At 67.4% G+C, this 22,931-nt stretch carries 23 protein-coding genes; 11 read left to right on the forward strand and 12 right to left on the reverse strand.

All coding sequences use genetic code 11. From position 1 onward, the window contains the following. Positions 1 to 65: 65 nt before the first annotated feature. From HNP47_RS01770 to HNP47_RS01780, 3 genes are read left to right on the forward strand one after another with little or no spacing between them, the layout of a single operon-like run. Positions 66 to 632, forward strand: a complete 567-nt coding sequence (locus HNP47_RS01770) for a shikimate kinase (RefSeq protein WP_165117140.1) — start codon at positions 66 to 68, stop codon at positions 630 to 632. Continuing rightward, the gene (aroB, locus tag HNP47_RS01775) at positions 629 to 1,735 is read left to right on the forward strand and encodes a 3-dehydroquinate synthase (protein WP_184277877.1); all 1,107 of its coding nucleotides are present in this window, start codon (positions 629 to 631) and stop codon (positions 1,733 to 1,735) included. Before HNP47_RS01770 ends, aroB begins: the two co-directional genes overlap by 4 nt. Then, positions 1,735 to 2,322 (forward strand): GNAT family N-acetyltransferase, encoded by a 588-nt coding sequence (locus HNP47_RS01780; RefSeq protein ID WP_184279067.1) that lies wholly within the window; start codon positions 1,735 to 1,737, stop codon positions 2,320 to 2,322. The genes aroB and HNP47_RS01780 overlap by 1 nt, the downstream gene beginning before the upstream one ends. Here the strand turns inward: HNP47_RS01780 and HNP47_RS01785 are convergent. Both HNP47_RS01785 and tadA read right to left on the reverse strand, forming a co-directional pair. Continuing rightward, a complete protein-coding gene (locus tag HNP47_RS01785; RefSeq protein WP_184277879.1) occupies positions 2,319 to 2,744 on the reverse strand; it encodes an MliC family protein in 426 nt (141 codons plus the stop codon). The two genes, HNP47_RS01780 and HNP47_RS01785, sit on opposite strands and share 4 nt — an antisense overlap. 50 nt (positions 2,745 to 2,794) lie before the next feature. Next, positions 2,795 to 3,253: a tRNA adenosine(34) deaminase TadA gene (gene tadA / locus HNP47_RS01790; RefSeq protein WP_184277881.1), complete on the reverse strand. Its 459-nt coding sequence runs from the start codon at positions 3,251 to 3,253 to the stop codon at positions 2,795 to 2,797. Positions 3,254 to 3,265: 12 nt separating this feature from the next. Here tadA and HNP47_RS01795 point away from each other — a divergent pair, with 12 nt between their 5' ends. Further along, a complete protein-coding gene (locus tag HNP47_RS01795) occupies positions 3,266 to 4,807 on the forward strand; it encodes a pseudouridine synthase (RefSeq protein WP_184277883.1) in 1,542 nt (513 codons plus the stop codon). Positions 4,808 to 4,810: 3 nt separating this feature from the next. Beyond that, positions 4,811 to 5,386, forward strand: a complete 576-nt coding sequence (rsmD, locus tag HNP47_RS01800; RefSeq protein ID WP_184277885.1) for a 16S rRNA (guanine(966)-N(2))-methyltransferase RsmD — start codon at positions 4,811 to 4,813, stop codon at positions 5,384 to 5,386. 32 nt (positions 5,387 to 5,418) lie between these two features. On the opposite strand, the gene HNP47_RS01805 is transcribed toward rsmD, so the two are convergent. From HNP47_RS01805 to topA, 4 genes are all read right to left on the reverse strand, one after another. Beyond that, positions 5,419 to 5,871, reverse strand: a complete 453-nt coding sequence (locus HNP47_RS01805; protein WP_184277887.1) for a low molecular weight protein-tyrosine-phosphatase — start codon at positions 5,869 to 5,871, stop codon at positions 5,419 to 5,421. Between the two features lie 46 nt (positions 5,872 to 5,917). Continuing rightward, positions 5,918 to 7,252: a hypothetical protein gene (locus HNP47_RS01810; RefSeq protein ID WP_184277889.1), complete on the reverse strand. Its 1,335-nt coding sequence runs from the start codon at positions 7,250 to 7,252 to the stop codon at positions 5,918 to 5,920. A 99-nt stretch (positions 7,253 to 7,351) separates the two neighbouring features. Continuing rightward, a complete protein-coding gene (gene mutL, locus HNP47_RS01815; protein WP_184279068.1) occupies positions 7,352 to 9,241 on the reverse strand; it encodes a DNA mismatch repair endonuclease MutL in 1,890 nt (629 codons plus the stop codon). A 198-nt stretch (positions 9,242 to 9,439) separates the two neighbouring features. Continuing rightward, positions 9,440 to 12,055 (reverse strand): type I DNA topoisomerase, encoded by a 2,616-nt coding sequence (gene topA / locus HNP47_RS01820; protein WP_184277891.1) that lies wholly within the window; start codon positions 12,053 to 12,055, stop codon positions 9,440 to 9,442. 138 nt (positions 12,056 to 12,193) lie between these two features. Here topA and HNP47_RS01825 point away from each other — a divergent pair, with 138 nt between their 5' ends. Next, positions 12,194 to 12,388: a hypothetical protein gene (locus HNP47_RS01825; RefSeq protein ID WP_184277893.1), complete on the forward strand. Its 195-nt coding sequence runs from the start codon at positions 12,194 to 12,196 to the stop codon at positions 12,386 to 12,388. Here HNP47_RS01825 and dprA read toward each other — a convergent pair. Next, positions 12,385 to 13,458 (reverse strand): DNA-processing protein DprA, encoded by a 1,074-nt coding sequence (gene dprA, locus HNP47_RS01830; protein WP_184277895.1) that lies wholly within the window; start codon positions 13,456 to 13,458, stop codon positions 12,385 to 12,387. The two genes, HNP47_RS01825 and dprA, sit on opposite strands and share 4 nt — an antisense overlap. After that, positions 13,455 to 14,093, reverse strand: coding sequence for a glycerol-3-phosphate 1-O-acyltransferase PlsY (plsY, locus tag HNP47_RS01835; RefSeq protein WP_039247674.1), 639 nt, complete (start codon positions 14,091 to 14,093; stop codon positions 13,455 to 13,457). Before plsY ends, dprA begins: the two co-directional genes overlap by 4 nt. Before the next feature lie 128 nt (positions 14,094 to 14,221). Between plsY and HNP47_RS01840 the strand changes: the two genes are divergently transcribed. Continuing rightward, positions 14,222 to 15,154 (forward strand): glycerophosphodiester phosphodiesterase family protein, encoded by a 933-nt coding sequence (locus tag HNP47_RS01840; RefSeq protein WP_184277897.1) that lies wholly within the window; start codon positions 14,222 to 14,224, stop codon positions 15,152 to 15,154. Between the two features lie 8 nt (positions 15,155 to 15,162). On the opposite strand, the gene pyrC is transcribed toward HNP47_RS01840, so the two are convergent. From pyrC to ruvX, 4 genes are read right to left on the reverse strand one after another with little or no spacing between them, the layout of a single operon-like run. Continuing rightward, the gene (gene pyrC, locus HNP47_RS01845; RefSeq protein ID WP_184277899.1) at positions 15,163 to 16,437 is read right to left on the reverse strand and encodes a dihydroorotase; all 1,275 of its coding nucleotides are present in this window, start codon (positions 16,435 to 16,437) and stop codon (positions 15,163 to 15,165) included. Beyond that, positions 16,434 to 17,417, reverse strand: a complete 984-nt coding sequence (locus HNP47_RS01850) for an aspartate carbamoyltransferase catalytic subunit (RefSeq protein ID WP_184277901.1) — start codon at positions 17,415 to 17,417, stop codon at positions 16,434 to 16,436. Before HNP47_RS01850 ends, pyrC begins: the two co-directional genes overlap by 4 nt. Positions 17,418 to 17,456: 39 nt before the next feature. After that, the gene (locus HNP47_RS01855; protein ID WP_184277903.1) at positions 17,457 to 18,380 is read right to left on the reverse strand and encodes an AEC family transporter; all 924 of its coding nucleotides are present in this window, start codon (positions 18,378 to 18,380) and stop codon (positions 17,457 to 17,459) included. Beyond that, positions 18,377 to 18,856, reverse strand: a complete 480-nt coding sequence (gene ruvX / locus HNP47_RS01860; protein WP_017506485.1) for a Holliday junction resolvase RuvX — start codon at positions 18,854 to 18,856, stop codon at positions 18,377 to 18,379. The genes HNP47_RS01855 and ruvX overlap by 4 nt, the downstream gene beginning before the upstream one ends. Positions 18,857 to 18,929: 73 nt before the next feature. On the opposite strand from ruvX, the gene HNP47_RS01865 reads away from it, so the two are divergent. From HNP47_RS01865 to gatB, 4 genes are all read left to right on the forward strand, one after another. Continuing rightward, on the forward strand, positions 18,930 to 19,475 hold the full coding sequence (locus HNP47_RS01865; protein ID WP_184277905.1) for a hypothetical protein: 546 nt from the start codon (positions 18,930 to 18,932) through the stop codon (positions 19,473 to 19,475). Positions 19,476 to 19,569: 94 nt separating this feature from the next. Then, a complete protein-coding gene (gene gatC, locus HNP47_RS01870; RefSeq protein ID WP_039247681.1) occupies positions 19,570 to 19,857 on the forward strand; it encodes an Asp-tRNA(Asn)/Glu-tRNA(Gln) amidotransferase subunit GatC in 288 nt (95 codons plus the stop codon). A gap of 2 nt (positions 19,858 to 19,859) precedes the next feature. Then, complete coding sequence (gatA, locus tag HNP47_RS01875) at positions 19,860 to 21,338, forward strand: Asp-tRNA(Asn)/Glu-tRNA(Gln) amidotransferase subunit GatA (RefSeq protein ID WP_184277907.1); 1,479 nt, start codon at positions 19,860 to 19,862, stop codon at positions 21,336 to 21,338. Positions 21,339 to 21,340: 2 nt separating this feature from the next. Continuing rightward, entirely contained in the window at positions 21,341 to 22,834 is a 1,494-nt protein-coding gene (gene gatB / locus HNP47_RS01880) for an Asp-tRNA(Asn)/Glu-tRNA(Gln) amidotransferase subunit GatB (RefSeq protein ID WP_184277909.1), read from the forward strand. The last annotated feature ends 97 nt before the right edge of the window (positions 22,835 to 22,931 follow it).

Raw genomic sequence — 22,931 nt, forward strand, 5'->3', positions numbered from 1 at the left:
ATCATGCCTGCCCGCGCCGCCGCCTTCGCCTTCCTCTCGACCGACCGTTCCGCCGGAGCCGCCGGATGAGGCGGCGCGCGAATCCGGGTCCGACCCGCACCATAGCCCTGGTCGGCCTGATGGGGGTGGGCAAATCGTCTGTCGGTCGTCGGTTGGCCAATCGGCTGCGACTTCCGTTTGCGGACGGGGATGTGGAGATCGAGGCGGCGGCCGGAATGACGGTGTCGGAAATCTTCGCCGCGCTGGGCGAGGCCGAGTTCCGCGCGGGCGAGGCGCGGGTGATCCGCCGCCTGCTGGAGGGCCCGCCCATCGTGCTGGCGACCGGCGGCGGGGCGATGATGAACCCGGAGACGCGGGCATTGCTGAAAGCCAAGGCCGACACGGTCTGGTTGAGGGCCGATCTGGCGGTCATCGCGGAACGGGTGGCGCGGCGCGACACGCGGCCCCTGCTGCGGGGCAAGGATCCGCTGGAGGTTCTGACGGGCCTGGCCGAGGCGCGCTATCCCATTTACGGCGAAGCCGATGTGACCGTGGACGTCGGGCAGGGCTCGCACGGCCAGGCGGTTGACGCCATTCACAAGAACCTGCGCCGACACTGGCGCCAGAGACGACGCACGGAGACCCCGCAATGACGATTATTCCGGTCAGCGGCGGTGCCTTTGCCGCTTATGACGTCGTGGTGGGACGCGGGCTGCTGGCGCAGGCCGGCGCACACATCGCGCCGCTGGCCAAGGGGCGGACGGTCATCGTCACCGACGAGACGGTGGCGGGCATCCACGCCCAGGCCCTGACGGCGTCGCTGACGGCGGCAAGCGTGACGAGCGAGATCGTGGCGGTGCCCGCAGGCGAGGGCTCCAAGTCCTTCGCCGAGCTGGAGCGCGTGCTCGACCGGCTGCTGGAGATCGGGCTGGATCGCAAGGACGTGGTCATCGCTCTAGGCGGCGGCGTCGTGGGCGATCTGGCCGGTCTGGCGGCGGCCCTGTTCATGCGCGGCATCGATTTCGTGCAGATTCCGACGACTTTGCTGGCCCAGGTCGACTCGTCCGTCGGCGGCAAGACGGCCATCGACACGCCGCGCGGCAAGAACCTGGTCGGCGCCTTTCATCAACCGCGTCTGGTGCTGGCGGACATCGACGTGCTGGCCACGCTGCCGGCACGCCAGGTGAAGTCCGGCTGGGCCGAGGTGCTGAAGCACGGGCTGATCTGCGATGCGGCCTTTTTCGACTGGCTGGCGGGCGAGGGGGCTGTGGGCGTCAAGGGCGATCCGGCGGCGCTGGAACGGGCGGTGATCCGCTCGGTCGAGATCAAGAGCGCGGTGGTCGGCGAGGATGAGAAGGAGGCGGGGCGGCGCGCCCTGTTGAACCTGGGGCACACCTTCGGCCATGCGATCGAGACCGAGGTCGGCTTCGACGAAGGGGCGCTGGCGCACGGCGAGGCGGTGGCGCTCGGCTGCTGCATGGCCTTCCGCTATTCGGCGAGTGAAGGCCTGTGTTCGGCGGAGGACGTGGCGCGTGTCGAGACGGTGGTCGCGGCGGCTGGGCTGCCGACGCGGCTGGACCAGGCGGGATCATTTGGAGCCGATCGTCTGCTGGCCTTGATGGCGGGCGACAAGAAGGCCGAGGGCGGGGCGCTGACCCTGATTCTGGCGCGCGGCATCGGCCAGGCCTTTGTCGCCAAGGGCGTGGATGCGGCCGAGGTGCGGGCCTTCCTGATCGAGGAAGGCGCGACCGCGTGATGCAGATCGCCCCGGTCCCTCTGGAGGACCGGTTCGTGCGGCTGGAGCCGTTTGAGGACGGATTGAAGGCCGATGTCCGCGCGGCTCTGGATTGCGACGCTGCGTCCTGGGACATCATGGTCGCGCCGGCCTATGGCGCGCATTTCGAGGGCTGGTGGGGCAGCGCCCTAGCGGCGATGCAGGCCGGTACACGAATCGCCTATGCGGTGCGGCGGCGCTCGGACGGCGCGGTGGTCGGGACGACCAGCCTTTATGAGATCAACCCCGCCTATCGCCGCTGCGAGATCGGCTCGACCTTCTATCGACCCGAGGCGCGGGGCGGGGCGATCAACCCGGCCTGCAAGCGGCTGTTGCTGGGGCATGCCTTCGACGCGGGTGCGGTGCGGGTCGAGATCATCACCGACGCCGTCAACGCCCAGAGCCAGGCCGCCATCGTGAAGCTGGGCGCCAAGGCCGAGGGCGTCCTGCGCAAGCACAAGATCACCTGGACCGGCCGGGCGCGCGACACCGCCATGTTCGCCGTGATCGACGACGACTGGCCCGAGGTTCTCGAGGCGCTGGACCAGCGGTTAGCGGCCTTCTCTTAGTCGACCGCCCGGCATTCCGTCGGCTGGCGGCCTTCGACGGACCAGGTGGCGAGTACGCCCTTGCCGCGCAGTTCGACGTTGGAGGCGCGGTACCAGATGCCGTCGGCGGCGCGTTCCTGATACAGGTCGATGGCCTCGCCGGAAGAGTTGCGGATGGTGGCCATCTGGCGCGGGTTGTCGAAATCGACCGACAGACGCTCGCCGTTGTCGCAAAGATAGACTGTATGCACCACGCGGTTCAGGGTGCGGTCCTGGATTTCGGCGCCGGTGCGCTGGCGGGCGGTCTGGGCCTCGATGGCGCGTTCCTTGACCTCGTCGCCGGTGCGCGGAGCCTTGTCGGGATCAGCGCCGCAGGCGGCAAGGAGGGCAAGGGCGGCCAGGCCGCTGAACACGATCGACTGCGGCAGATCCGGCTTGAACAAGGTCTTTTCCCTCCAGGGCCCCGCCCAACGGCGCAGCTTTTCGCGGCGTTCTAACGTGCGCCGCCTGTCGCCGTTCCCCGTCGGAGGCGGAAGAACGACTTGAGCAGGCTGGACGCCTCGTTCGCTAGAAGGCCTGAGTCTGTGCTGGGGCGCCAGTGGCAGGTGGGCTGTTCGAACAGGCGAGGGCCGTGGATGACGGCGCCGCCCTTGGGATCGTCGGCGGCCCAGACGACGCGGCCGATACGGGCGTGGCTGATGGCGCCGGCGCACATGGCGCAGGGCTCCAGCGTCACATAGAGGGTCAGGCCGGTCAGGCGGTAGTTGTCCAGCGCCGTCGCCGCGCGCCGCATGGCGACGATTTCGGCATGGGCGGTGGGATCGCGGGCCGCAATCGGAACGTTGGCGCCGGTCGAAATTACCTCACCTGAAGCAGGATCGACAAGAATTGCGCCCACGGGCACCTCTCCTGCGTCCGCCGCCGCTTGCGCTTGGTCCAGCGCCATGCGCATGAACCGCTCATCATGGTCCGCCATACAGACGACAACGACAAGAAGCCCCGCGCCCGTCAAGACGAACGGTCGCCCCGGCCCTTTAAATCCTCCGGTCCCCGCAAGAGCGGCGACGGGACGAGTTCATTCGGCGACAAGCCGCGCGGCCCTCGCCAAGACGGGCCCAAGCGTTTCGGCGACAAGGCCGACCGCCCCCGCAGCGACAAACCGCGCAGCGACCGGCCCCGCGCCGACAAGCCGCGCAGCGATGGGGGCGGCAAGGACGGCAAGTCCAAGACGCCGGACACGCCTCTGCGCGCCGAGCGAATCGCCAAGACCATGGCCCGCGCCGGCATCGCCTCGCGCCGCGAGGTCGAACGGCTGATCGGCCTGGGCAAGGTGGCGGTCAACGGCCGCATCCTGGATACGCCCGCGACCCTGGTGACGCGCGACGATGTCATCACGGTGGACGGCAAGCCCATCGGCTCGACCCAGGCGACCCGCGTCTGGCGCTATCACAAGCCGGCGGGCCTGTTGACCAGCCATAGCGATCCGACGGGACGACCGACGGTGTTCGACGCCCTGCCGGCCGGCTTGCCGCGCGTGATTTCGGTCGGACGGCTCGATCTGGCGACCGAGGGCCTGCTGCTGCTGACCAACGACGGCGAGCTGAGCCGGGCGCTGGAGCTGCCTTCGACCTCGCTGGTGCGTCAGTACCGGGCGCGGGCGCGAGGCAAGATCACCCAGGAGCAGCTGGACGCTCTGAAGGACGGCGTGGTCGTGGACGGCGTGTCCTATGGTCCCATCGAGGCCAAGTTGGATAAGGCCAAGGAGTCCAAGTCCGAAGACGGCAAGACGCCGGCGAACCTGTGGATCTCGGTGTCGATCACCGAGGGCAAGAACCGCGAAGTCAGGAAGGTGCTGGAGTCTGTCGGCCTGACGGTCAACCGGCTGATCCGCCTGGCCTACGGCCCGTTCCGCCTCGACGTCCTGCCCATCGGCTCGGTGGAAGAGGTCGGGCCGCGCGTAATCCGCGAGCTGCTGGCCGAATACATCCGGCCCGAGAACCTGCCGACCGGCAATACGGTCGAGACGCCTGCGCCCATCCCCGGCCGTCGGGTCTCGACGCCCATCGTCAAGGGCCGGTCGGGTTCGGCCATGTCGGATCCGTCGCGCAAACCCAGCCGCGTCCGCGCCGCCGAGACGGCCCAGGCCGATGCGGTCGAGCGCCGCGAGCGTCCGCCCAAGAAGGAAGGCTGGGCCAAGGCCGCGCCGAAGTTCGAGCATTCCAAGAGCTTCAAGCCGCGCGAACGCACAGCCCCGGCCGGCGATCGCCCGGCGCGTGAGGATGGAGATCGGCCCAAGCGCGCCTTCAAGCCGCGCGACGATCAGTTCATCGACGATCGGCGCGGCAAGCCCGGCGCCAAGCCGGCGGGACGCGGCGGTTTTGGCGCCAAGAGCGACGCCAGACCGGCCGGCCGCGACTTCAAGCCCCGCACCGGAGGCAAGCCGGCGGGACCGTCGGGGACCAGCGGTCGCGGACCGGGGGGCAAGCCCCGCACGCCGCGCGGCTGATCCATGCGGATCGTCGCCGGAAGCCTGAAGGGCCGGGCCATCGTCGCGCCGGAGGGGCAGGGCACGCGCCCGACCTCGGACCGCGCGCGCCAGGCTGTGTTCAACGTGCTGGAACACGCCGCCTGGGGCGAGAGCCTGCAAGGCTTGCGGGTCATTGACCTGTACGCCGGTTCGGGCGCCCTGGGGTTCGAGGCGGTCAGCCGGGGGGCGGGCTTCTGCCTGTTCGTCGAGACGGACGACGGGGCGCGCGGCGCGATCCGCGAGAACGCCGACGCCTATGGGCTGATGGGACGCACGCGGGTGCATCGCAGGAGCGCGACGGACCTGGGCGGGCGGCCCGGCCCGATCGCCGAGGCGTTCGACCTGGCGTTTCTGGACCCACCCTATGGCAAGGGGCTGGGAGAGCAGACGCTGGCGCGGCTGATCGAGGGAAACTGGCTCAAGCCCGGCGCCCTAGTGGTGTTCGAACGCGGGTCGGACGAGCCGGAGATCGACACCCCCGGTTATCAGCGGCTGGACGCGCGCGACTATGGCGCGGCCAGGGTGCTGTTCCTGAAGGTTTCGCCGACAGCAGAGTGAGGCGACGCCGCCCGTCTGCGAACGGGAGAGGGCTACAGTTTGGCGACCAGGCCGCGCGCGGCGGCCGTCACCTCGGCCCAGGTGATCTCGAACCCGTCGTCGTCGCCGAAATAGGGGTCCGCGACGGCCTGACCCTCGCGACCGGGGACGTGGTCGAGCAGCAGGCTGAGTTCGGCGGTCGCATCGGCGGGGGCCAGGCGGCGCAGGTTTTCAAGATTGTCGTGGTCCAGGGCGATCACATGGGTGAAGCGGCGAAAGTCGCCCGGCGTCACCTGCCGCGCCCGCAACCCCGAAATCTCCACCCCATGCCGCCGCGCCGTCGCCTGCGCCCTCGGGTCCGGCGGCTCGCCCGCATGCCAGTCCCCGGTCCCGGCGGAATCGACGATCAGATCGAGACGGAGCCGCTCCGCCTCGGCGCGCAGGGCGGCCTCGGCGAGGGGGGAACGACAGATGTTGCCGAGGCAGACGAAGAGGATGGAGGGCATGGGGCGCGATCAGACCTATAAAAATCTAATGTTTGATCATCTGAAATTATCTATTCAGGGCCGCGACTAGGAATCGACCAAGCCGGATCCAATACGTTCTAAGTTCGTGTTCCATTGGGGCGAACTCAGGCGAGTGTATATATCGTTGCATACTTGCAATCGAAATGAGCTGATCGTTTAGCCTTATCCGTTCCAGTTCATCGAAATAGTCCTGATCTATAGCTCCATGATCTAGAAGATGGCGAGAAACTGCGCCAACTCTCCGCGAGAGGTTGTCGGGGGCATTTAGATTGTGTTGGGCGATGTAATTTTCCACGGATAATTCGAGGAGAATACGCATTAATGCTGACACTGCGTTTGGATGAGATCTGAGTTGAAGTGACTGTAGTTCTTCCCAAATCGCACGTATGCGCTGCTGATTAGCGATCCACTGAATGTGGGGTGCATCGCTTGGCACAAAGTTCGTTTGTGGAGGCCGTGGACGTTTGTTACGTCCCGGATTGCGTCCAGTGCCGTCAGGGTTACCTGGATTGGCTGGATTGGGCAGCCGTTCGCTTTCTGCAGGAAGAACGCCTTCGTCCTGAAGCGAGTTTAGGTAAGCCCGCTTTCCGGCATTATTCCAGAGATTGCCCAAAGTAATCGTTTGATTGGAAAGATCCGTGGTAATGCGGTTCAAAGCATCAAGCACTACTTCCGGATCATGGGTTAAGCGAAAACGTCGACCTGCTGTACTTACGCCGGCCCGATTTCGAAATTCTTCCGATGATAGAAGTCTGGTCAGTGTGGACCAAGGTATCGCTCCGCACGGTAGGCGATCAGCTTCGCTTAGGAGGCGTTCGACTTCTGCCGCGACATTTACACCGCCGCCTTGTCCAGTTCTCTCGACGAAGTTTAGTTTCGCCCGATCATTCCAGCTTAACTGTCCTACACCTCGCTGAGATCCGGTGTGTCTGCGATACAAAATGGCATCAATGAGGTTTCGATCATGCTCGATTTGGCACGTAACTGATGCTGAAATTTGGACAGTCGCTTCTTCTGCCAAGCGTACAAAATAATCTCGCAGTTCGGCAGTAGGTGCTCGCTCGGGACTAAGCAGGAGTTTGAGGCACGTAATGCGGCGGTTGCCATCAAAGACGATATAATGATCATCAATGGGCATGACGAGTGGAGGGTCGTAGATTGTGCCTACTTCCGCAATATCTGCGGCAAGGTTGCGCATCTGGGCATCGTGTAGCCGAAACAGTTCGGCGATAGCCAAATCTTCGCTACCCAATTCCCCATGGCGGTCATTGGCTTGGTTGACCAGAAGCTCTCTGATCTCCAGATTCTCATAAGGCATCGGCACCACCCCCGCGCGATTCACATGCGGGGCAATATGCACGGAAATTTCGCGGCGTATGCAGCACTTAGCGTGATGTAGTCGTCGCGCACTATCGCGACGAGCTACACTTTGTTGGTCTCTTCGCGTCGTGAGGCACCTTCACCGCCGTCCAAACAGCTTCTCCAGATCGTGCAGTTTCAGCTCCACATAGGTCGGGCGGCCGTGATTGCACTGGCCCGAGTGGGGGGTGGCTTCCATCTGGCGGAGAAGGGCGTTCATCTCGGGGGCCGAGAGGACGCGGCCGGAGCGGACGCTGCCGTGGCAGGCCATGGTGCCGCAGATGGCGGCGAGGCGTTCCTTGAGCGACAGGGCCTGGCCGTGTTCGGACAGGTCGTCGGCGATGTCGCGGATCAGGCCCTGAACGTCGGTGTCGCCCAGCATGGCCGGGGTCTCGCGCACCAGGACGGCGCCGGCGCCGAAGGCCTCGACGATCAGGCCCATCTCGGCCAGTTCCTCGGCGCGGGAGGCGACGCGCTCGGCCTCGGCGGGGTCCAGATCGACCACCTCGGGCGTCAGCAGGGCCTGGCGGGTGACGGAGCCCTCGGCCATCTGGGCCTTCATCCGCTCATAGACCAGCCGCTCGTGGGCGGCGTGCTGATCGACGATGACCAGGCCGTCGCGGGTCTGGGCGACGATATAGTTGGCGTGGAGTTGCCCCCGTGCGGCGCCCAGGGGGTAGTCGAGGGGGTCGGCGGGGGCGTGAACGGTGAATCGTGGCTCGTGACTGATCGCGGCGGCATCGGCGGATGGCGACGGCCATGACGGGCCATCCCAGCCGGACTCGACGCGGGCGCTGCGTTCGTTGAGGCCGGGCAGGACCTGGGCGGCGGCGGCGGGCTGAGACCAGCCGGTCCACCCGCTGAACCCTTGCGCCGACGGGGCGCTGGGGCTGTAGGCGGGGCCGGATGCGACGCCGGTGTGGGGCTGGAACCCCGCCATGGCGTCGGCGGCGACGGTGGTGGAGGCGCGGTGGCCGGCGGCGTGCAGCGCGTGCCGCAGGGCGCCGACGATCAGGCCGCGCACCAGGGCCGGATCGCGGAACCGGACCTCGGCCTTGGCGGGGTGGACGTTGACGTCGACATAGAGCGGATCGATGTCGAGGAAGAGGACGGCGGCCGGGTGCCGGTCGCGCGCCAGGAAGTCGGCGTAGGCGCCGCGCAGGGCCCCTTGCAGCAGCCGGTCCTTCACCGGGCGGCCGTTGACGAACAGATACTGATGCGCCGCATTGCCGCGCGAATAGGTGGGCAGGCCGGCGTATCCGCTCAGGCGCACGCCGTCGCGCTCCTGATCGATCAGCAGGGCGTTGGCCTCGAAGTCGCGACCCAGCAGGGCGGACAGCCGTTTCAGCCGGCCCTGATCGCCGGGGTGTTCCGCGGGCAGGCGAAGCGTGACCTTGCCGTCCAGCGACAGGGTGAAGGCGACGGCCTCGTGCGCCATGGCCTGGCGCTTGATCTCTTCCGAGATGGCCATGGCCTCGGACCGCTCGGACTTCATGAACTTGAGGCGGGCGGGGGTGGCGTAGAAGAGGTCGCGCACCTCGACCCGCGCGCCGTGCGGGCCGGGGAAGGGGGCGGGGGCCAGGGGACGGGTCTCGCCGCCCTCGACCGTGATGGCCCAGGCCTCGGTCTCGTCGCGGGAACGGGTGGTGATGGACAGGCGGGCGACCGAGCCGATGGAGGGCAGGGCCTCGCCCCGGAAGCCCAGGGTGTGGATGCGCAACAGGTCCACGTCGCCGGCGTCGTCCGGTTCCAGCTTGGAGGTGGCGTGCCGTTCGATGGCCAGGGGCAGTTCCTCGCGCGGAATGCCCTTGCCGTCGTCGGCGATCAGGATGCGCGACAGGCCGCCGCCGTCGGCCTGGATCTCGATGTTGCGGCCGCCGGCGTCGAGGGCGTTCTCGACCAGTTCCTTGATGGCGCTGGCCGGCCGCTCGACCACCTCGCCGGCGGCGATGCGGTTGACGGTTTCGGGGGAGAGACGGCGGATGGGCATGAGCAGGCGAAGATAGGGCGCGGGGGGGATTCGCGCCATGCGTCAGGCGTCCTTCTCCCCTTGGGGGAGAAGGTGGGGCTGCAGGCCTCGGATGAGGGGGCTCTGTCCGCCTCGGGACGGTGAGGGGGAGACTGCGTCTGGCAGCCCCCTCATCCGTCTCGCTGCGCGAGCCACCTTCTCCCCCGAGGGGAGAAGGGATTACTCGGCGGTTTTGGCTTTTTTGGCCGGAGCCTTCTTTGCGGCCGGTTTCTTGGCGGCGGCTTTTTTGGGGGCGGCGGCCTTCTTGGCGGGCGCCTTCTTCTTGGGCGCGGCGCCGGCCTTGGCGGCGAGGAGTGGCAGGGCGTCTTCCAGGGTCAGGTCTTCGGGCGCCGTGCCCTTCGGCAGAGTGGCGTTGATCTTGCCGGACTTGACGTAGGGCCCGAAGCGGCCGGCCATGACGTGGATCGGCTCGCCCGTTTCCGGGTGGGCGCCCAGGTCTTTCAGCGGGGCCGTCGCCGCGCCGCGACCGGGACGACCGGCGCGTTTCTCGGCCAGCAGGGCCACGGCGCGGTTCAGGCCGACCTCGAACACCTCGTCGATGTCAGACACATTGGCGTAGGTGCCGGCGTGCAGGACGAAGGGTCCGTAACGGCCCAGGCCCGCCGTGATCATCTTGCCGTCCTCGGGGTGGACCCCGACCTCGCGCGGCAGCGCCAGCAGGCGCAGGGCCTGGTCCAGCGACAGGGAGGCCGGCGACCAGCCCTTGGGCAGGGACGAGCGTTTGGGCTTGTCGCCCTCGGGCGGGGCGATTTCGACATAGGGGCCGAAACGGCCGATCTTCAGCTGGACCGGTTGGCCCGTTTCCGGATCGACGCCCAGTTCACGGTCGCCGCTCTCGGCCGAGCCGTCCTCCGCCGACGGGCTGGCGACGGGGCGGGTGTATTTGCACTCGGGATAGCGATCGCAGCCGATGAAGGCGCCGAAGCGGCTGGTCTTCAGGCTGAGTTGGCCCTGGTGGCACAGGGGGCACTCGCGCGGGTCGGTCCCGTCGCCCTTGTCCGGGAAGATGTGGGCGCCGAGGCTTTCGTTCAGGGCGTCCAGAATGGCCGTGGTGCGCAGTTCGCCGGCGGCTTGCGTCGCGGCGTGGAAATCCTGCCAGAAGTTGCGCAGCAGCACCTTCCAGTCCAGTTGACCGGCCGAGACCTCGTCGAGCTGGGTCTCCAGCCCGGCGGTGAAGTCGTATTCGACCCACTTCCTGAAGAACTGCTCCAGGAAGGCCGTCACCAGCCGTCCCTTATCCTCGGGATGGAAGCGGTTCTTGTCGACGCGGACATATTCGCGGTCGCGCAGGGTCGACAAGGTCGAGGCGTAGGTCGAGGGGCGGCCGATGCCCAGTTCTTCCAGCTTCTTGACCAGGGTGGCTTCCGAATAGCGTGGAGGCGGTTCGGTGAAATGCTGGTCGGTGCGGATGGCGTCGACCTTGGCCTTGGCGCCTTCCTTGAGCGCGGGCAGGCGGCTGGTGTCGTCGCTCTCGTCGTCTTCGGCGCCCTTCTGCTTTTCGTCGCGGCCTTCCTCATAGACGGCGAGGAAGCCGTCGAAGGTGACGACCTGGCCGGTGGCGCGCAGACCGGTCTGGCCGTCGGCGGTCTCGATATCGACGGTGGTGCGGTCCATCCGGGCCGCCTCCATCTGCGAGGCGACCATCCGCTTCCAGATCAGTTCGTAGAGGCGTTGGAGATCGGATTCGAGGCGCAGGCTGTCGGGATGGCGGGCGATGTTGGTCGGCCGGATCGCTTCGTGCGCTTCCTGAGCATTTTTAGCCTTGGTCTTGTAATAACGCGGTTCTTGCGGAACGAAGGCCGGGCCGAACGCCTGGCTGATGACCTCGCGCGCCTGGGCGATGCCCTCGGGCGTGGTCTGGACGCCGTCGGTCCGCATATAGGTGATCAGGCCGCCGGTCTCGTCGACGCCCTCATACAGTTTCTGCGCCGCCTGCATGGTGCGCTGGGCCGAGAAGCCGAGCTTGCGCGCCGCCTCCTGTTGCAAGGTCGAGGTGGTGAAGGGCGGGGCCGGATTGCGGCGGACGGGCTTCTTCTCCACCGCATTGATGGTGAAGTCGCCGGCGGCGATCGCCGCGCGGGCGGCGGAAGCCGTGGCCTCGTCGTTGATGTCCAGACGCTGGATGCGCTTGCCGGCGTGCTTGACCAGGCGGGCGGTGAAGGGCGGGCTGTCGGCGTTCAGGTCGGCCTCGATGGACCAGTATTCCTGAGCCTTGAACTTCTCGATCTCCATCTCGCGATCGACGACGATGCGCAGCGCCACGGATTGGACGCGTCCGGCCGAGCGCGCGCCCGGCAGCTTGCGCCACAGGACCGGCGAGAGGGTGAAGCCGACGAGGTAGTCCAGCGCGCGGCGAGCCAGATAGGCCTCGACCAGCTCCATGTCGATCTGGCGCGGATTGGCCATGGCCTCGAGCACGGCGGACTTGGTGATGGCGTTGAAGGTGACGCGTTCGACGTGGGTGTCCTTCAGCGCCTTCTTCTTGTTCAGCACCTCCAGCACGTGCCAGCTGATGGCTTCCCCTTCGCGGTCGGGGTCGGTCGCCAGGATGACGCGGTCGGCGCGCTTGGCGGCCTCGGCGATTTCGGACAGGCGCTTGGCGCCCTTGGCGTCGGCCTCCCAATGCATGGAGAAGTCGTCGTCGGGCAGGACCGAGCCATCCTTCGACGGCAGATCGCGGACGTGGCCGTACGAGGCCAGGACCTCATAGTCCGAGCCCAGATACTTATTGATGGTCTTGGCCTTTGCGGGGCTCTCGACGATGACGAGGTTCATAACGGTCCGGTCTCGGGAAGGGGCGCGAACGTGGTTGGAGCGGAGCCGTGAGTCAATCGCACCCGTTGTCTTACACCCTAGGGTAGTTGTGTTTTAATGAGGCGCGGTTAGATTGTGCCCTTGGCAGCGGAGACGATCATGGCGACGGCGCAACCTCAATCGGCCGGCGAAACGGATCGCCAGGCGCATATCGAAGCGGCAGCCTTTCCGACGCGGGAATACATCGGCGCCATGGCGCTGGAAATGGCGCGGTTGGCGCGGGACGAGGGCGATGTGCGCCTGGCTGGTTTGCTGGAACAGGCCGCAGGCGTGGCGGGTCATCCGGCGGCCTAGAGCGAAGTGAGGCCGCCGGGCAGCAGGTCGGCGCGGCCGGTCAGGCTGAGCTCCAGCAGGGCGGCGGCGACCTGGGACACCGGGGCGTTCAGGGCACGGGCGATCTCGTCGCGCGGCGCCGGGGTCGGCGACAACAAGGCGGCGACGCGGTCGAGGAAGGCTTCGTCGATGTCGCCGTCGAATCGCATTGGATCGGCAGACGGCTCACGCAGGGTGCGCAGGGTGTTGAAGGCGCGGTCGATGTCTTCGATCCCCTCGCACAGGATGGCGCCCTGACGCAGCAGTTCGTTCGGACCGCGCGCGCGGGGATCCAGCGGTGATCCGGGCACGGCGAAGACATCGCGGCCCTGTTCGGCGGCGAGACGGGCGGTGATTAGGGAGCCGGACCGGATCTCAGCCTCAACAACGACCGTTCCGCGCGACAGGCCGGAGATGATGCGGTTGCGGCGCGGGAAGTCGCGCGCCTGGGCGCGGGCGCCGACCGGGCTTTCGGAGACGACGCAGCCTTGTTCCGTCAGGCGAGCGTAGAGGTCGGCGTGTTCGGACGGATAGATGTCGTTCACCCCGCCGCCCAGGACCGCGACGGTCCCGGTCGCCAGGGCGCCTTCGTGGGCGGCGGCGTCGATGCCGCGCGCCATGCCCGAGACGACGACATGACCGGCCTGACCGAGTTGTTGCGCCAGGCCGCGTGCGATCCGCTGACCGCCCGCCGAGGCGATGCGGGCGCCGACGATGGCGACCGAGGGCTGGTTCAGCAGATCGACGCGACCGCGTGTCCACAGGATCGGCGGCGGCGGATCGAGCGCGGCCAGCATTTCGGGATAGTCGGGATCGCCCAGCACCAGCAGCCGGGCGCCGATGGCGTCGCCGGCGGCGATCTCGCGTTCGACCGCCTCGACGGGCGGCGGAACAGAGGCGGCGCCGGACTTGCGCACCAGATCGGGCAGGGCGTCCAGCGCACTGAGGGCCGAGCCGTAGCGGCCGATCAGTTGGGTGAAGGTGACGGGGCCGATGCGGTCGGTGCGGGCGAGCCGCAGCCGGGCGAAGCGTTCGGCCGGGTCCAGGCTCACGCCTTCTTGGCCCCGATGCGCGGTTCCTCACCCTTCAGCAGCCGGGCGATGTTCTGGTGATGTCGAACCCAGATCAGGACGGCCGCGAAGACGGTCAGGGCGAGGATGGGCAGGCTGACCGGCAGGCCCACGACGGCGAGCGGCAGAAGCGCCAGCAGAGGCGCGGTGGCCGATGAGATGAGCGCCGCCAGCGACGAATAGCGGAACAGGAAGGCGCAGAGCAGCCAGACCGCCCCCGCCATCAGGCCCAGCGGCCAGGCGGCGGCCAGCAACAGGCCATAGAAGGTGGCGACGCCCTTGCCGCCCTTGAAGCCCAGCCAGACAGGGAAGAGGTGGCCCAGGAAGGCTGCACCGCCGGCGATGGCGCCGGCCAGTTCGCTGCCGAAGAGATGACGGGCGATCAGCAGGGCGACCGCGCCCTTGCCGGCGTCCAGCAGCAGGGTGGCCAGGGCCAGATCCTTGCGGCCGGTGCGCAGGACGTTTGTCGCGCCGATGTTGCCTGAGCCGATGTTGCGCACGTCGCCGGCGCCGGCTGCACGCGTGATCACCACGCCGAACGGAATCGAGCCGAGCAGATAGCCGCCCAGCGCCACCAGCGCCAAGGTCCCGAGAGCCGGGGCCACTAGATCCTGCACGTTGATTCGCTCCCCGCGTGTCGTTGCGGCAAAATGCGTCGCGGGGCGGCCGGGAGCAAGGGCGATCCGACCTCTTGACCCGATGATCGGCGCAGCGTTTGGTCCGCGCGTCTTTCCGGAGCCGATCCATGACCCGTATTTCCGCCGCCGCCGCGACCATGCTGCTGCTTTCGACGACAGGTTGCGTGGGTGCGCCGCCGATGGCGTCTGCGCCGTCGTCAGGTCCGGCCATGGCGGCCTATTTCGACTGCGTGCGCGACGGCGGAGTGGCGATCTCGGCGCACCGAGCGGTTTCGGCGCTTGACCAGCCCGAGAACTCCATCGCCGCCATCGAGGCGACAGGCCGTGCGATCCCCAATGCGATCCTGGAGCTGGACGCCGTCCTGACCAAGGACCGGCAACTGGTTCTGATGCACGACGACACCATGGACCGGACGACCACGGGACGCGGCCGGGTCGCTGACCTGACGCTGGCCCAGGTGAAACAGGCGCGGCTGAAGGCGTCGAACGGCGCCCTGACGCGCGCCGCGCCGCCGACGCTGGGCGAGGCGCTGGACGCCGCCGGACGCGTGGGGGCCATCGCCAGCATCGACCTGAAACCCGCCGACGGCGAGACCACGGTCGATCTGGCGCGGGTGGTGATCGATCAGGTGCGACGGTCACGGGCCGAAAACCGGGTGATCCTGATCACCTATAACGACGCCGATGCGCGGGCGGTGGCGGCCATGGCGCCGGAAATGATGATTTCGGCCGGGTTGGGCGGCGTGGATGACCTGAGCGGGCTGAACCCAGCGCAAATCCTGGCCTGGACCGGCACGCGCGAAGAGCGTCCGGCGCTGTGGCGCGCCCTGCGTGAGGCCGGGGTCGAGGTTCAGTTCGGCACCCTGGGCGCCGAGGGCGTACGCCGCGACGACCGATACGCCGCCGACGGGGACGTTTCGGAATACCGCGATCTGGTGCGCCAGGGCGTGACCGTGATCGCCACCGATACGCCACTGGCCGTCAAGTCGGTGCTGGGAGCCGAAGTGGCCAAGGCCGCGACGTGCGCGCGGCCGCTCTGATCTGAGCCTTAGAAGACCTTGCGACCGCCCACCCAGGTTCCGATCAGCTTGCCCTGAAGCCGGCGGCCGTCGAAGGGTGAGTTCTTGGACTTGGAGTGAAGGGCGTCGGCGTCGATGATGACGGGGGCGCCGGCGTCGAAAAGGATGACGTCGGCCGGCGCGCCCTCGGCCAGGACGCCCGCGTCGAGGCCGAGCAGGGCGGCGGGGCCCTGGGTCAGCGGACGCAGCACGTCGAGCAGGTCCAGACCGTCTTCGTGGTGCAGGGTCAGGGCGGCGGGCAGCAGGGTCTCCAGGCCGATCGCGCCGGGCGCGGCCTCGGCGAAGGGGCGCCGCTTGTCCTCGGCGGGGGCGGGGGCGTGGGCCGAGGTGATGACGTCGATCAGGCCCTCCCGCACAGCCTCGATCAGGGCCTGACGATCCGCTTCGGAGCGCAGCGGCGGGTCCAGCCGGTAGAAGGTGCGGTAGTCACCGATGTCCACCTCGTTGAAGCACAGGTGGTTGATCGAGACGCTGACGGCGACCTCCAGCCCCTTGGCGCGGGCGCGAGCCAGAGTGTCCAGGGCGCCCTGGGTCGAAATCTGATCCACCAGGAACCGCGCGCCGGTCTGTTCGACCAGGGCCAGATCGCGCTCCAGCCCGATCCGCTCGGCGATGGCGGGGCTGCCGGAAAGGCCCAGGCGCGTGGCCAGTTCTCCGGAGGCGGCGACCGCGCCTTCCGTCAGCCAAGGGTCGGCCGGGCGGCAGGCGATCAGGGCGTTGAAGGCGGCGGCGTAGCTCATCACCCTTTGCAGGGTGCGGCTGTTGACGATGACCTTGTCGCCGTCGGTGAAATACAGGGCGCCGGCCTCGTCCATCAGGCCGATCTCGGCCATGCGCTGGCCGTCCAGAGCCTTGGTCGCGGCTCCGGCGGCGCGGACGTTGACGAGGTTCAGGGCCGCGCCGCGCCGCTGGATGAAGTCGATCATGGCCGGGTCATCGACGGCGGGATCGGTGTCGGGTTGAACCACGATGGTCGTCACGCCGCCGGCGGCAGCGGCCAGGCTGGCGGATTTCAGTGTCTCCTTGGGCTCGGCGCCCGGCTCGCCGGTCTTGACCCGGATGTCGATCAGGCCAGGCGCGAGGCACAGGCCGTCGGCGTCGATGATCTGATCCGCCGCCAGGTCCGGCGTCGGACCATGGATAACGCGGCTGATGCGGCCGTTCTGGATCAGCAGGCCGCCTGGGCCGTCGTAGTCCGTTGCGGGGTCCAGCAGACGGGCGTTGATGATGGCGACGGTGGTCATCGGGCGTCTCCCCAACGGGCGGAGAGGGAGGCCAGCACGGCCATGCGGGCGGCGACGCCCATCTCGACCTGATCCTGGATCAGGGAGACATCAAGGTCGTCGGCCACGTCGGAATCGATCTCGACGCCGCGGTTCATCGGGCCGGGGTGCATGACGCGGGCGGCCGGATTGGCCCAGGCGAGCTTCTCGCGATCCAGGCCCCAGAAGCGGAAATATTCGCGGGTCGAGGGGACAAGGGCGCCGGCCATACGCTCAAGTTGAAGGCGCAGCATCATGACCACGTCGCAGCCTTTCAGACCCTCGCGCATGTCATGGAAGACCTCGCAGCCCCAGCGGTCGGCGTCGCCGGGCACCAGAGTCGGCGGCCCGATCAGGCGTACGCGCGCGCCCATCATCTGCAGCAAGGCGACATTGGAGCGGGCCACGCGGCTGTGGGTGATGTCGCCACAGATGGCCACGGTCAGGCTGGTCACATCGCCAAAAGCGCGGCGCATGGACAGCAAATCCAGAAGAGCCTGGGTCGGGTGTTCGTGACGACCGTCCCCGGCGTTGACGACGGCGCAGCCGACCTTTTGGCTCAGCAGTTCGGCCGCGCCCGAGGCCGAGTGGCGGATGATCAGGATGTCGGGCTTCATGGCGTTGAGGGTGACCGCCGTGTCGATCAGGGTTTCGCCCTTCTTCACCGAGGAGGAGGCGACTGGCATGGTGACGACGTCGGCGCCCAGCCGCTTGGCGGCGATCTCGAAAGAGGAACTGGTGCGGGTCGAGTTCTCGAAGAACAGATTCACGACCGTGCGCCCGTGCAGCAGATCCAGGGCCTTAGACGACTGACGATTGAAGTCGACGAAGGCGTCGCCCAGATCCAGCAACTGCGGCGTCACATACGGATCGAGGTCCGATGCGGCCAGGAAGTGCGGTTTGGGGAACGGAACCAGCCGGTCGCGGATGGTCTGATCGGTGACTTGAGCGGGCTGGGTCATCGAGACGCGGCTATAGGCGTGACTCGCCCTGAACGCCAGTCAGGTGAAGTGGAACAGGGCCAGCAGGATAGGAATGACCACGGCGCTGCCCACGGTGGTCAGGGCGATGACGCCGGCGATCAGGGGCGCGTCGCCGCCCATCTGACGCGCCAGGATATAGGAGGCGGCCGAGCCGGGCGCGGCACCGCAGATCAGGGCGATGCCTTGCGCCAGGCTGTCGCCGCCCAACGCCCAGGCGATGAACCACATCAGCGGCGGCATGACACCTAGTTTGACCAGGCTGACGGCGGCGATGGTGGTGCGGCGACGTTTGACCTCGGCGAAGGACAGTCCCGCCCCGGCGACGATCAGGCCCAAGGGCAGGGCGGCGGCGCCCAGCAGATCCATCGCATCCGACAGACCCGGGATCAGCGGCACGCGTAACAGGTTCAGCGCCAGGCCGATCAGACAGGCCAGCAGGATCGGATTAGCCAGCATCGACTTGATCAGGCCGACAACGGAAGGCTCGCGCCGCAGAGAACCCCATTTCGCCAGCACGGCGACGCAAGCGATGTTGGTGACGGGAATGATGAAGGCGATGGCGACGGCGGCCAGCGCCGTGCCTTCGGAGCCATAGACCGACTGGATCACCGGCACGAAGACGAAGCTGTTCCAGCGGATCACGCCCTGAAAGACGCTGGTGTAGGCCGGGCCGTCCAGGGTGATCAGGGGCTTGGACGCCAGGGCCGCCGCCGCCACGATCAGGGTCGCCCCGATTGCCGCAGCGCCCGCTACGGTCGCGCCGCCGCCGGCGAGGTCGGCGTGCCAGATCGCGGGGATCAGGAAGCTGGGATAGAAGATGTTGATCGACAGCTTCTCGATCGGCCGCCAGGCCTCGTCGGGCAGGAAGCCAGACTTTCGCAAGCCATAGCCCAGGGCGATCATCAGAAAGACCGGCAGGACGCCGGCGATCAGGGCCGTCAAACCCAGGTCGCCTGGTCCCGAACCCGATCCAGCGCCCCTTGCAGAATCCAGGCGGCGGCGGTGCGGTCCACGACCTGGGCGCGGCGTTTGCGGTTCAGGTCCAGATCTTCGATCAGGAAGCGCTCGACGGCGCTGGTGGACAGCCGCTCGTCCCAGAAGGCGATGTTGACGGGCCGCAGCCGCTCCAGATTGCGGGCGAAGGCGCGGCACGACTGGGCGCGCGGGCCTTCCGTTCCGTCCATGTTGGCGGGCAGGCCGATGACCAGGGCCGAAACCTTGCGATGCGCCATCAGCTTGAACAGGTGTTCGGCTTCCTGCGTGAACTTTGACTTGCGGATCAGCTCCAGCGGCGAGGCGATCAGGCGGGTGGAATCCGACACGGCGACGCCGATGGTCTTCTCACCCAGATCCAGCCCCATCCACGGGGTGTCGGGCGGGCAGGCGGCGGGCAGGTCGAGGAGGTCAAGGACGGGCACGGCCTGCGGTTAGGACTGGCGCGGACCGAAGTCAAAGGCGATGGTGACGACGATCGACAGGAAGGACGATGACATGCGCATGGCGACAGCGGCCATGACGGCTTTCGGGCTTGTGCTGAGTGGTTGCGGACAGTCCGACGCGCCGGCCAGGATCCAGACCGCCGAGGACACGCAGATTGCGGCAGCCGTACCGACGCCGGCCGCGATCACACGCGCGGCCCCGCCACCGACCGCCAAGCGGGTCGGGCCTACCGAACGGAGCTCCGCGGCTGCTCGCGAAGAGATCGGTACGGCCGCCGATGTTTCGCAGTTGCAGGCCCTGCCGGACCAGAACGCCAAGGTCTTCAGCCTGTCGGGCGGCGATCCGGCGGTGAATGGTCTGGTGACCTATTTCGCCCTGTTCGGCGGCTCGGCCGAGGGCTGGCGCGCCTATCCTTTAGGCGATTACGCCGAATGGAAGGTCGTCGAAGCGAAGGCCGGTCGCGTGGTGCTGGCGGTGCGTCAGGACACGGCGGGGCCGAACGGCGACATCCTGAAGGTGGAGCGCACGGTGCAGATCGACTTCCCTTCAGGCGGTGAGAGCCGGCCCGACGCGGTGTCCGTCAGCACGTCGCAGTAAGATCACGCCTGACGAAGGGGGCTGATCCTTGTGAATCCCAGTGCGGGCGGCTAATCCGACCGCTTCGTTTTCAATTTGTGTGTTGGAGGGCCGCATGGCCATCGACGCTGCGACGGTGCGCAAGGTTGCGCATCTCGCCCGCATCAAGACCCCCGAGGACCGGCTGGAGCCGCTGGCGCAGGAGCTGAACGGCATCCTGGCCTGGATCGAGCAGTTGGATCAGGTGGATGTCGAAGGCGTGGAGCCGATGACCTCGAACGTCGCCCAGCCGCTGCGCCTGCGCGACGACGTCGTCACGGACGGCGCCAAGGTCGATGCGGTCCTGTCGAATGCGCCCAAGTCGGCGGACGGCTTCTTCGTCGTGCCCAAGGTGGTCGAATAGTCATGAGCGACCTGACCAAACTGACCCTGAAGAGCGCCGTCGACGGGCTGAAGGCCAAGGACTTCACCTCGGCCGAAATCACCCAGGCCTTTCTGACTACCATCGAGGCCGCAAACCCGACCCTGAACGCCTATGTCGAGGTGACGGCGGACAAGGCCATGGACATGGCGCGCGCGTCCGACGCCCGCATCGCCGCCGGTCAGGGCGGGGCGCTGGAAGGCGCGCCGCTGGGGATCAAGGATCTGTTCTGCACCGAGGGCGTTCAGACGACGGCCGGCTCCAACATGCTGCGTGGCTTCGTGCCGCCGTATGAATCCACCGTCACCGCCAATCTGTGGCGCGATGGGGCGGTCATGCTGGGCAAGCTGAACATGGACGAGTTCGCCATGGGCTCGTCCAACGAGACCTCGGCCTTTGGTCCGGTGAAGAACCCGTGGAAATCAACCGGCTCGAATGCCGAGCTGACGCCGGGCGGTTCGTCGGGCGGTTCGGCCTCGGCCGTGGCGGCCGACCTGTGCCTGGCCGCCACCGCGTCGGACACCGGCGGTTCGATCCGCCAGCCCGCCGCCTTCACCGGGACGGTCGGGATCAAGCCCACATACGGCCGGGCCAGCCGGTTCGGCATGGTGGCCTTTGCGTCCTCGCTGGACCAGGCCGGCCCGATCACCAAGACGGTCGAGGACGCGGCCCTGCTGTTGCAATCCATGTGTTCGTTCGACGCCAAGGATTCGACCAGCCTGGACATCCCGACGCCCGACTGGACCGCTTCGGTCGGCAAGTCGGTCAAGGGTCTGCGCATCGGCGTGCCGCGCGAATATGTCGTGGACGGAATGCCGGCCGAGATTCAGGCGCTGTGGGATCAGGGCGTGGCCTGGCTGAAGGACGCCGGGTGCGAGATCGTCGAGATCAGCCTGCCGCACACCAAATACGCCCTGCCGACCTATTATATTGTGGCGCCGGCCGAGGCGTCATCGAACCTGGCCCGTTATGACGGGATGCGGTTTGGGCACCGGGCGGAGGACTTCAAGTCGCTGGACGACCTGTACGCGACCTCGCGCGCCGAGGGCTTCGGCAAGGAGGTCCAGCGTCGCCTGACCATCGGCGCCTATGTGCTGTCGGCCGGCTTCTATGACGCCTACTACGTCAAGGCGCTGAAGGTGCGTCGCCGCATCGCCGAGGACTTCGACAACGTCTGGGGCCAGGTGGACGCCATCCTGACGCCATCGACGCCGTCGGCCGCCTTCGCGCTGGGCGATAAGCAGATCGACCCGCTGACCATGTATCTGAACGACGTCTTTACGGTGACGACCAATCTGGCCGGCCTGCCGGGCATTTCGGTGCCGGCCGGCGTGGACGCCAGCGGCCTGCCGCTGGGTCTGCAGGTCATCGGCAAGGCGCTGGACGAGGCGACGGTCTTCCAGGTCGGCGCCGCGCTGGAACGGGCGGCGGGCTTCACGGCCAAGCCGGGCAAGTGGTGGTGAGCATGAGCGACAATACCAAGACCATCAAAGGCCGCACCGGCGATTGGGAAATCGTCATGGGCCTGGAAATCCACGCCCAGGTGGCGTCGAAGGCCAAGCTGTTCTCCGGCGCGGCCGTCGGCTTCGGCGCGGGGCCGAACGAGCAGGTGTCGCTGGTCGATGCGGGCTTTCCCGGCATGTTGCCGACGCTGAACAAGCACTGTGTCGAACAGGCGGTGAAGACGGGTCTGGGCCTGCGCGCGCAGATCAACCGCCGCAGCCAGTTCGACCGCAAGAACTACTTCTATCCCGACCTGCCGACCGGCTATCAGATCAGCCAGCTCTATTACCCCATCGTGGGTGAAGGCGTGGTCGAGGTGGAGGCCGAGGACGGCAGCTTCTTCAACGTCGGCATCGAGCGGCTGCATCTGGAGCAGGATGCGGGCAAGCTGATCCACGACCTGTCGCCGACCGAAAGCTACGTCGACCTGAACCGGGCCGGCACGGCGCTGATGGAGATCGTGTCGCGTCCCGACCTGCGCACGCCGGACGAGGCGGTGGCCTATGTGAAGAAGATCCGGACCATCCTGATCTATCTGGGCACCTGCGACGGCGACATGGAGAAGGGCAATCTGCGCGCCGACGTGAACGTGTCGGTTTGCCGGGCCGGCAACTACGACAAATTCAAGCAGACGGGCGACTTCAGCTATCTGGGGACGCGCTGCGAGATCAAGAACGTCAACAGCTTCCGCTTCATTTCTCAGGCGATCCAGTATGAGGCGCGCCGCCAGATCGAGATCCTGGAGGACGACGGTTCGATCACTCAGGAGACGCGCCTGTACGACCCGACGGCCGGCGAGACGCGTTCGATGCGGTCCAAGGAAGAGGCGCAGGACTATCGCTACTTCCCCGATCCCGATCTGTTGCCGCTGGACCTGGAAGAGGCCTGGATCGCCGAGATCAAGGCGTCGCTGCCCGAGCTGCCGGACGACAAGCGCAAGCGTCTGATGGCGGACTATGGCCTGTCGCAATACGACGCCATCGTGCTGATCTCGGAACAGGCGAAGGCCGACTATTTCGAAGCCGCCGCCAAGGGGCGGGACGCCAAGCTGGTGTCGAACTGGGTCACCAACGAGGTGTCGGCGCGCCTGGCGGCCGAGGGCAAGGACTTCAGCGAGAATCCGCTGCCGGCGGCGCACGTCGCGCAGCTGGTGGAGTTGATCGAGACGAACGTCATCTCGTCCAAGATCGCCAAGGAGGTCTTCGATCACGTCTGGAACGGCGAAGGCTCGCCGGCCGAGGTGGTCGAGAAGCACGGCCTGAAACAGGTCACGGACACCGGCGCCATCGAAAAGGCCGTGGACGAGATCATCGCCGCCAATCCGGACAAGGCGGCGGCGGTGGCTGAAAAGCCCCAGGCCATCGGCTGGTTCGTCGGTCAGGTCATGAAGGCCACGGGCGGCAAGGCCAACCCGGCGGCGGTCAACGACATCCTGAAGGCCAAGCTGGGGCTCTGATGCTTCGGGGCTGCGGCCCCAAACACCCTGCTGGTCGCTAACGCTCGCGACCCGGTCGCTCGCTGCTTGAGCGACGAACTGCACGATAAAGGCCCGG

This window comes from Brevundimonas vesicularis (genome assembly GCF_014204545.1).
GTDB lineage: Bacteria > Pseudomonadota > Alphaproteobacteria > Caulobacterales > Caulobacteraceae > Brevundimonas > Brevundimonas vesicularis_B.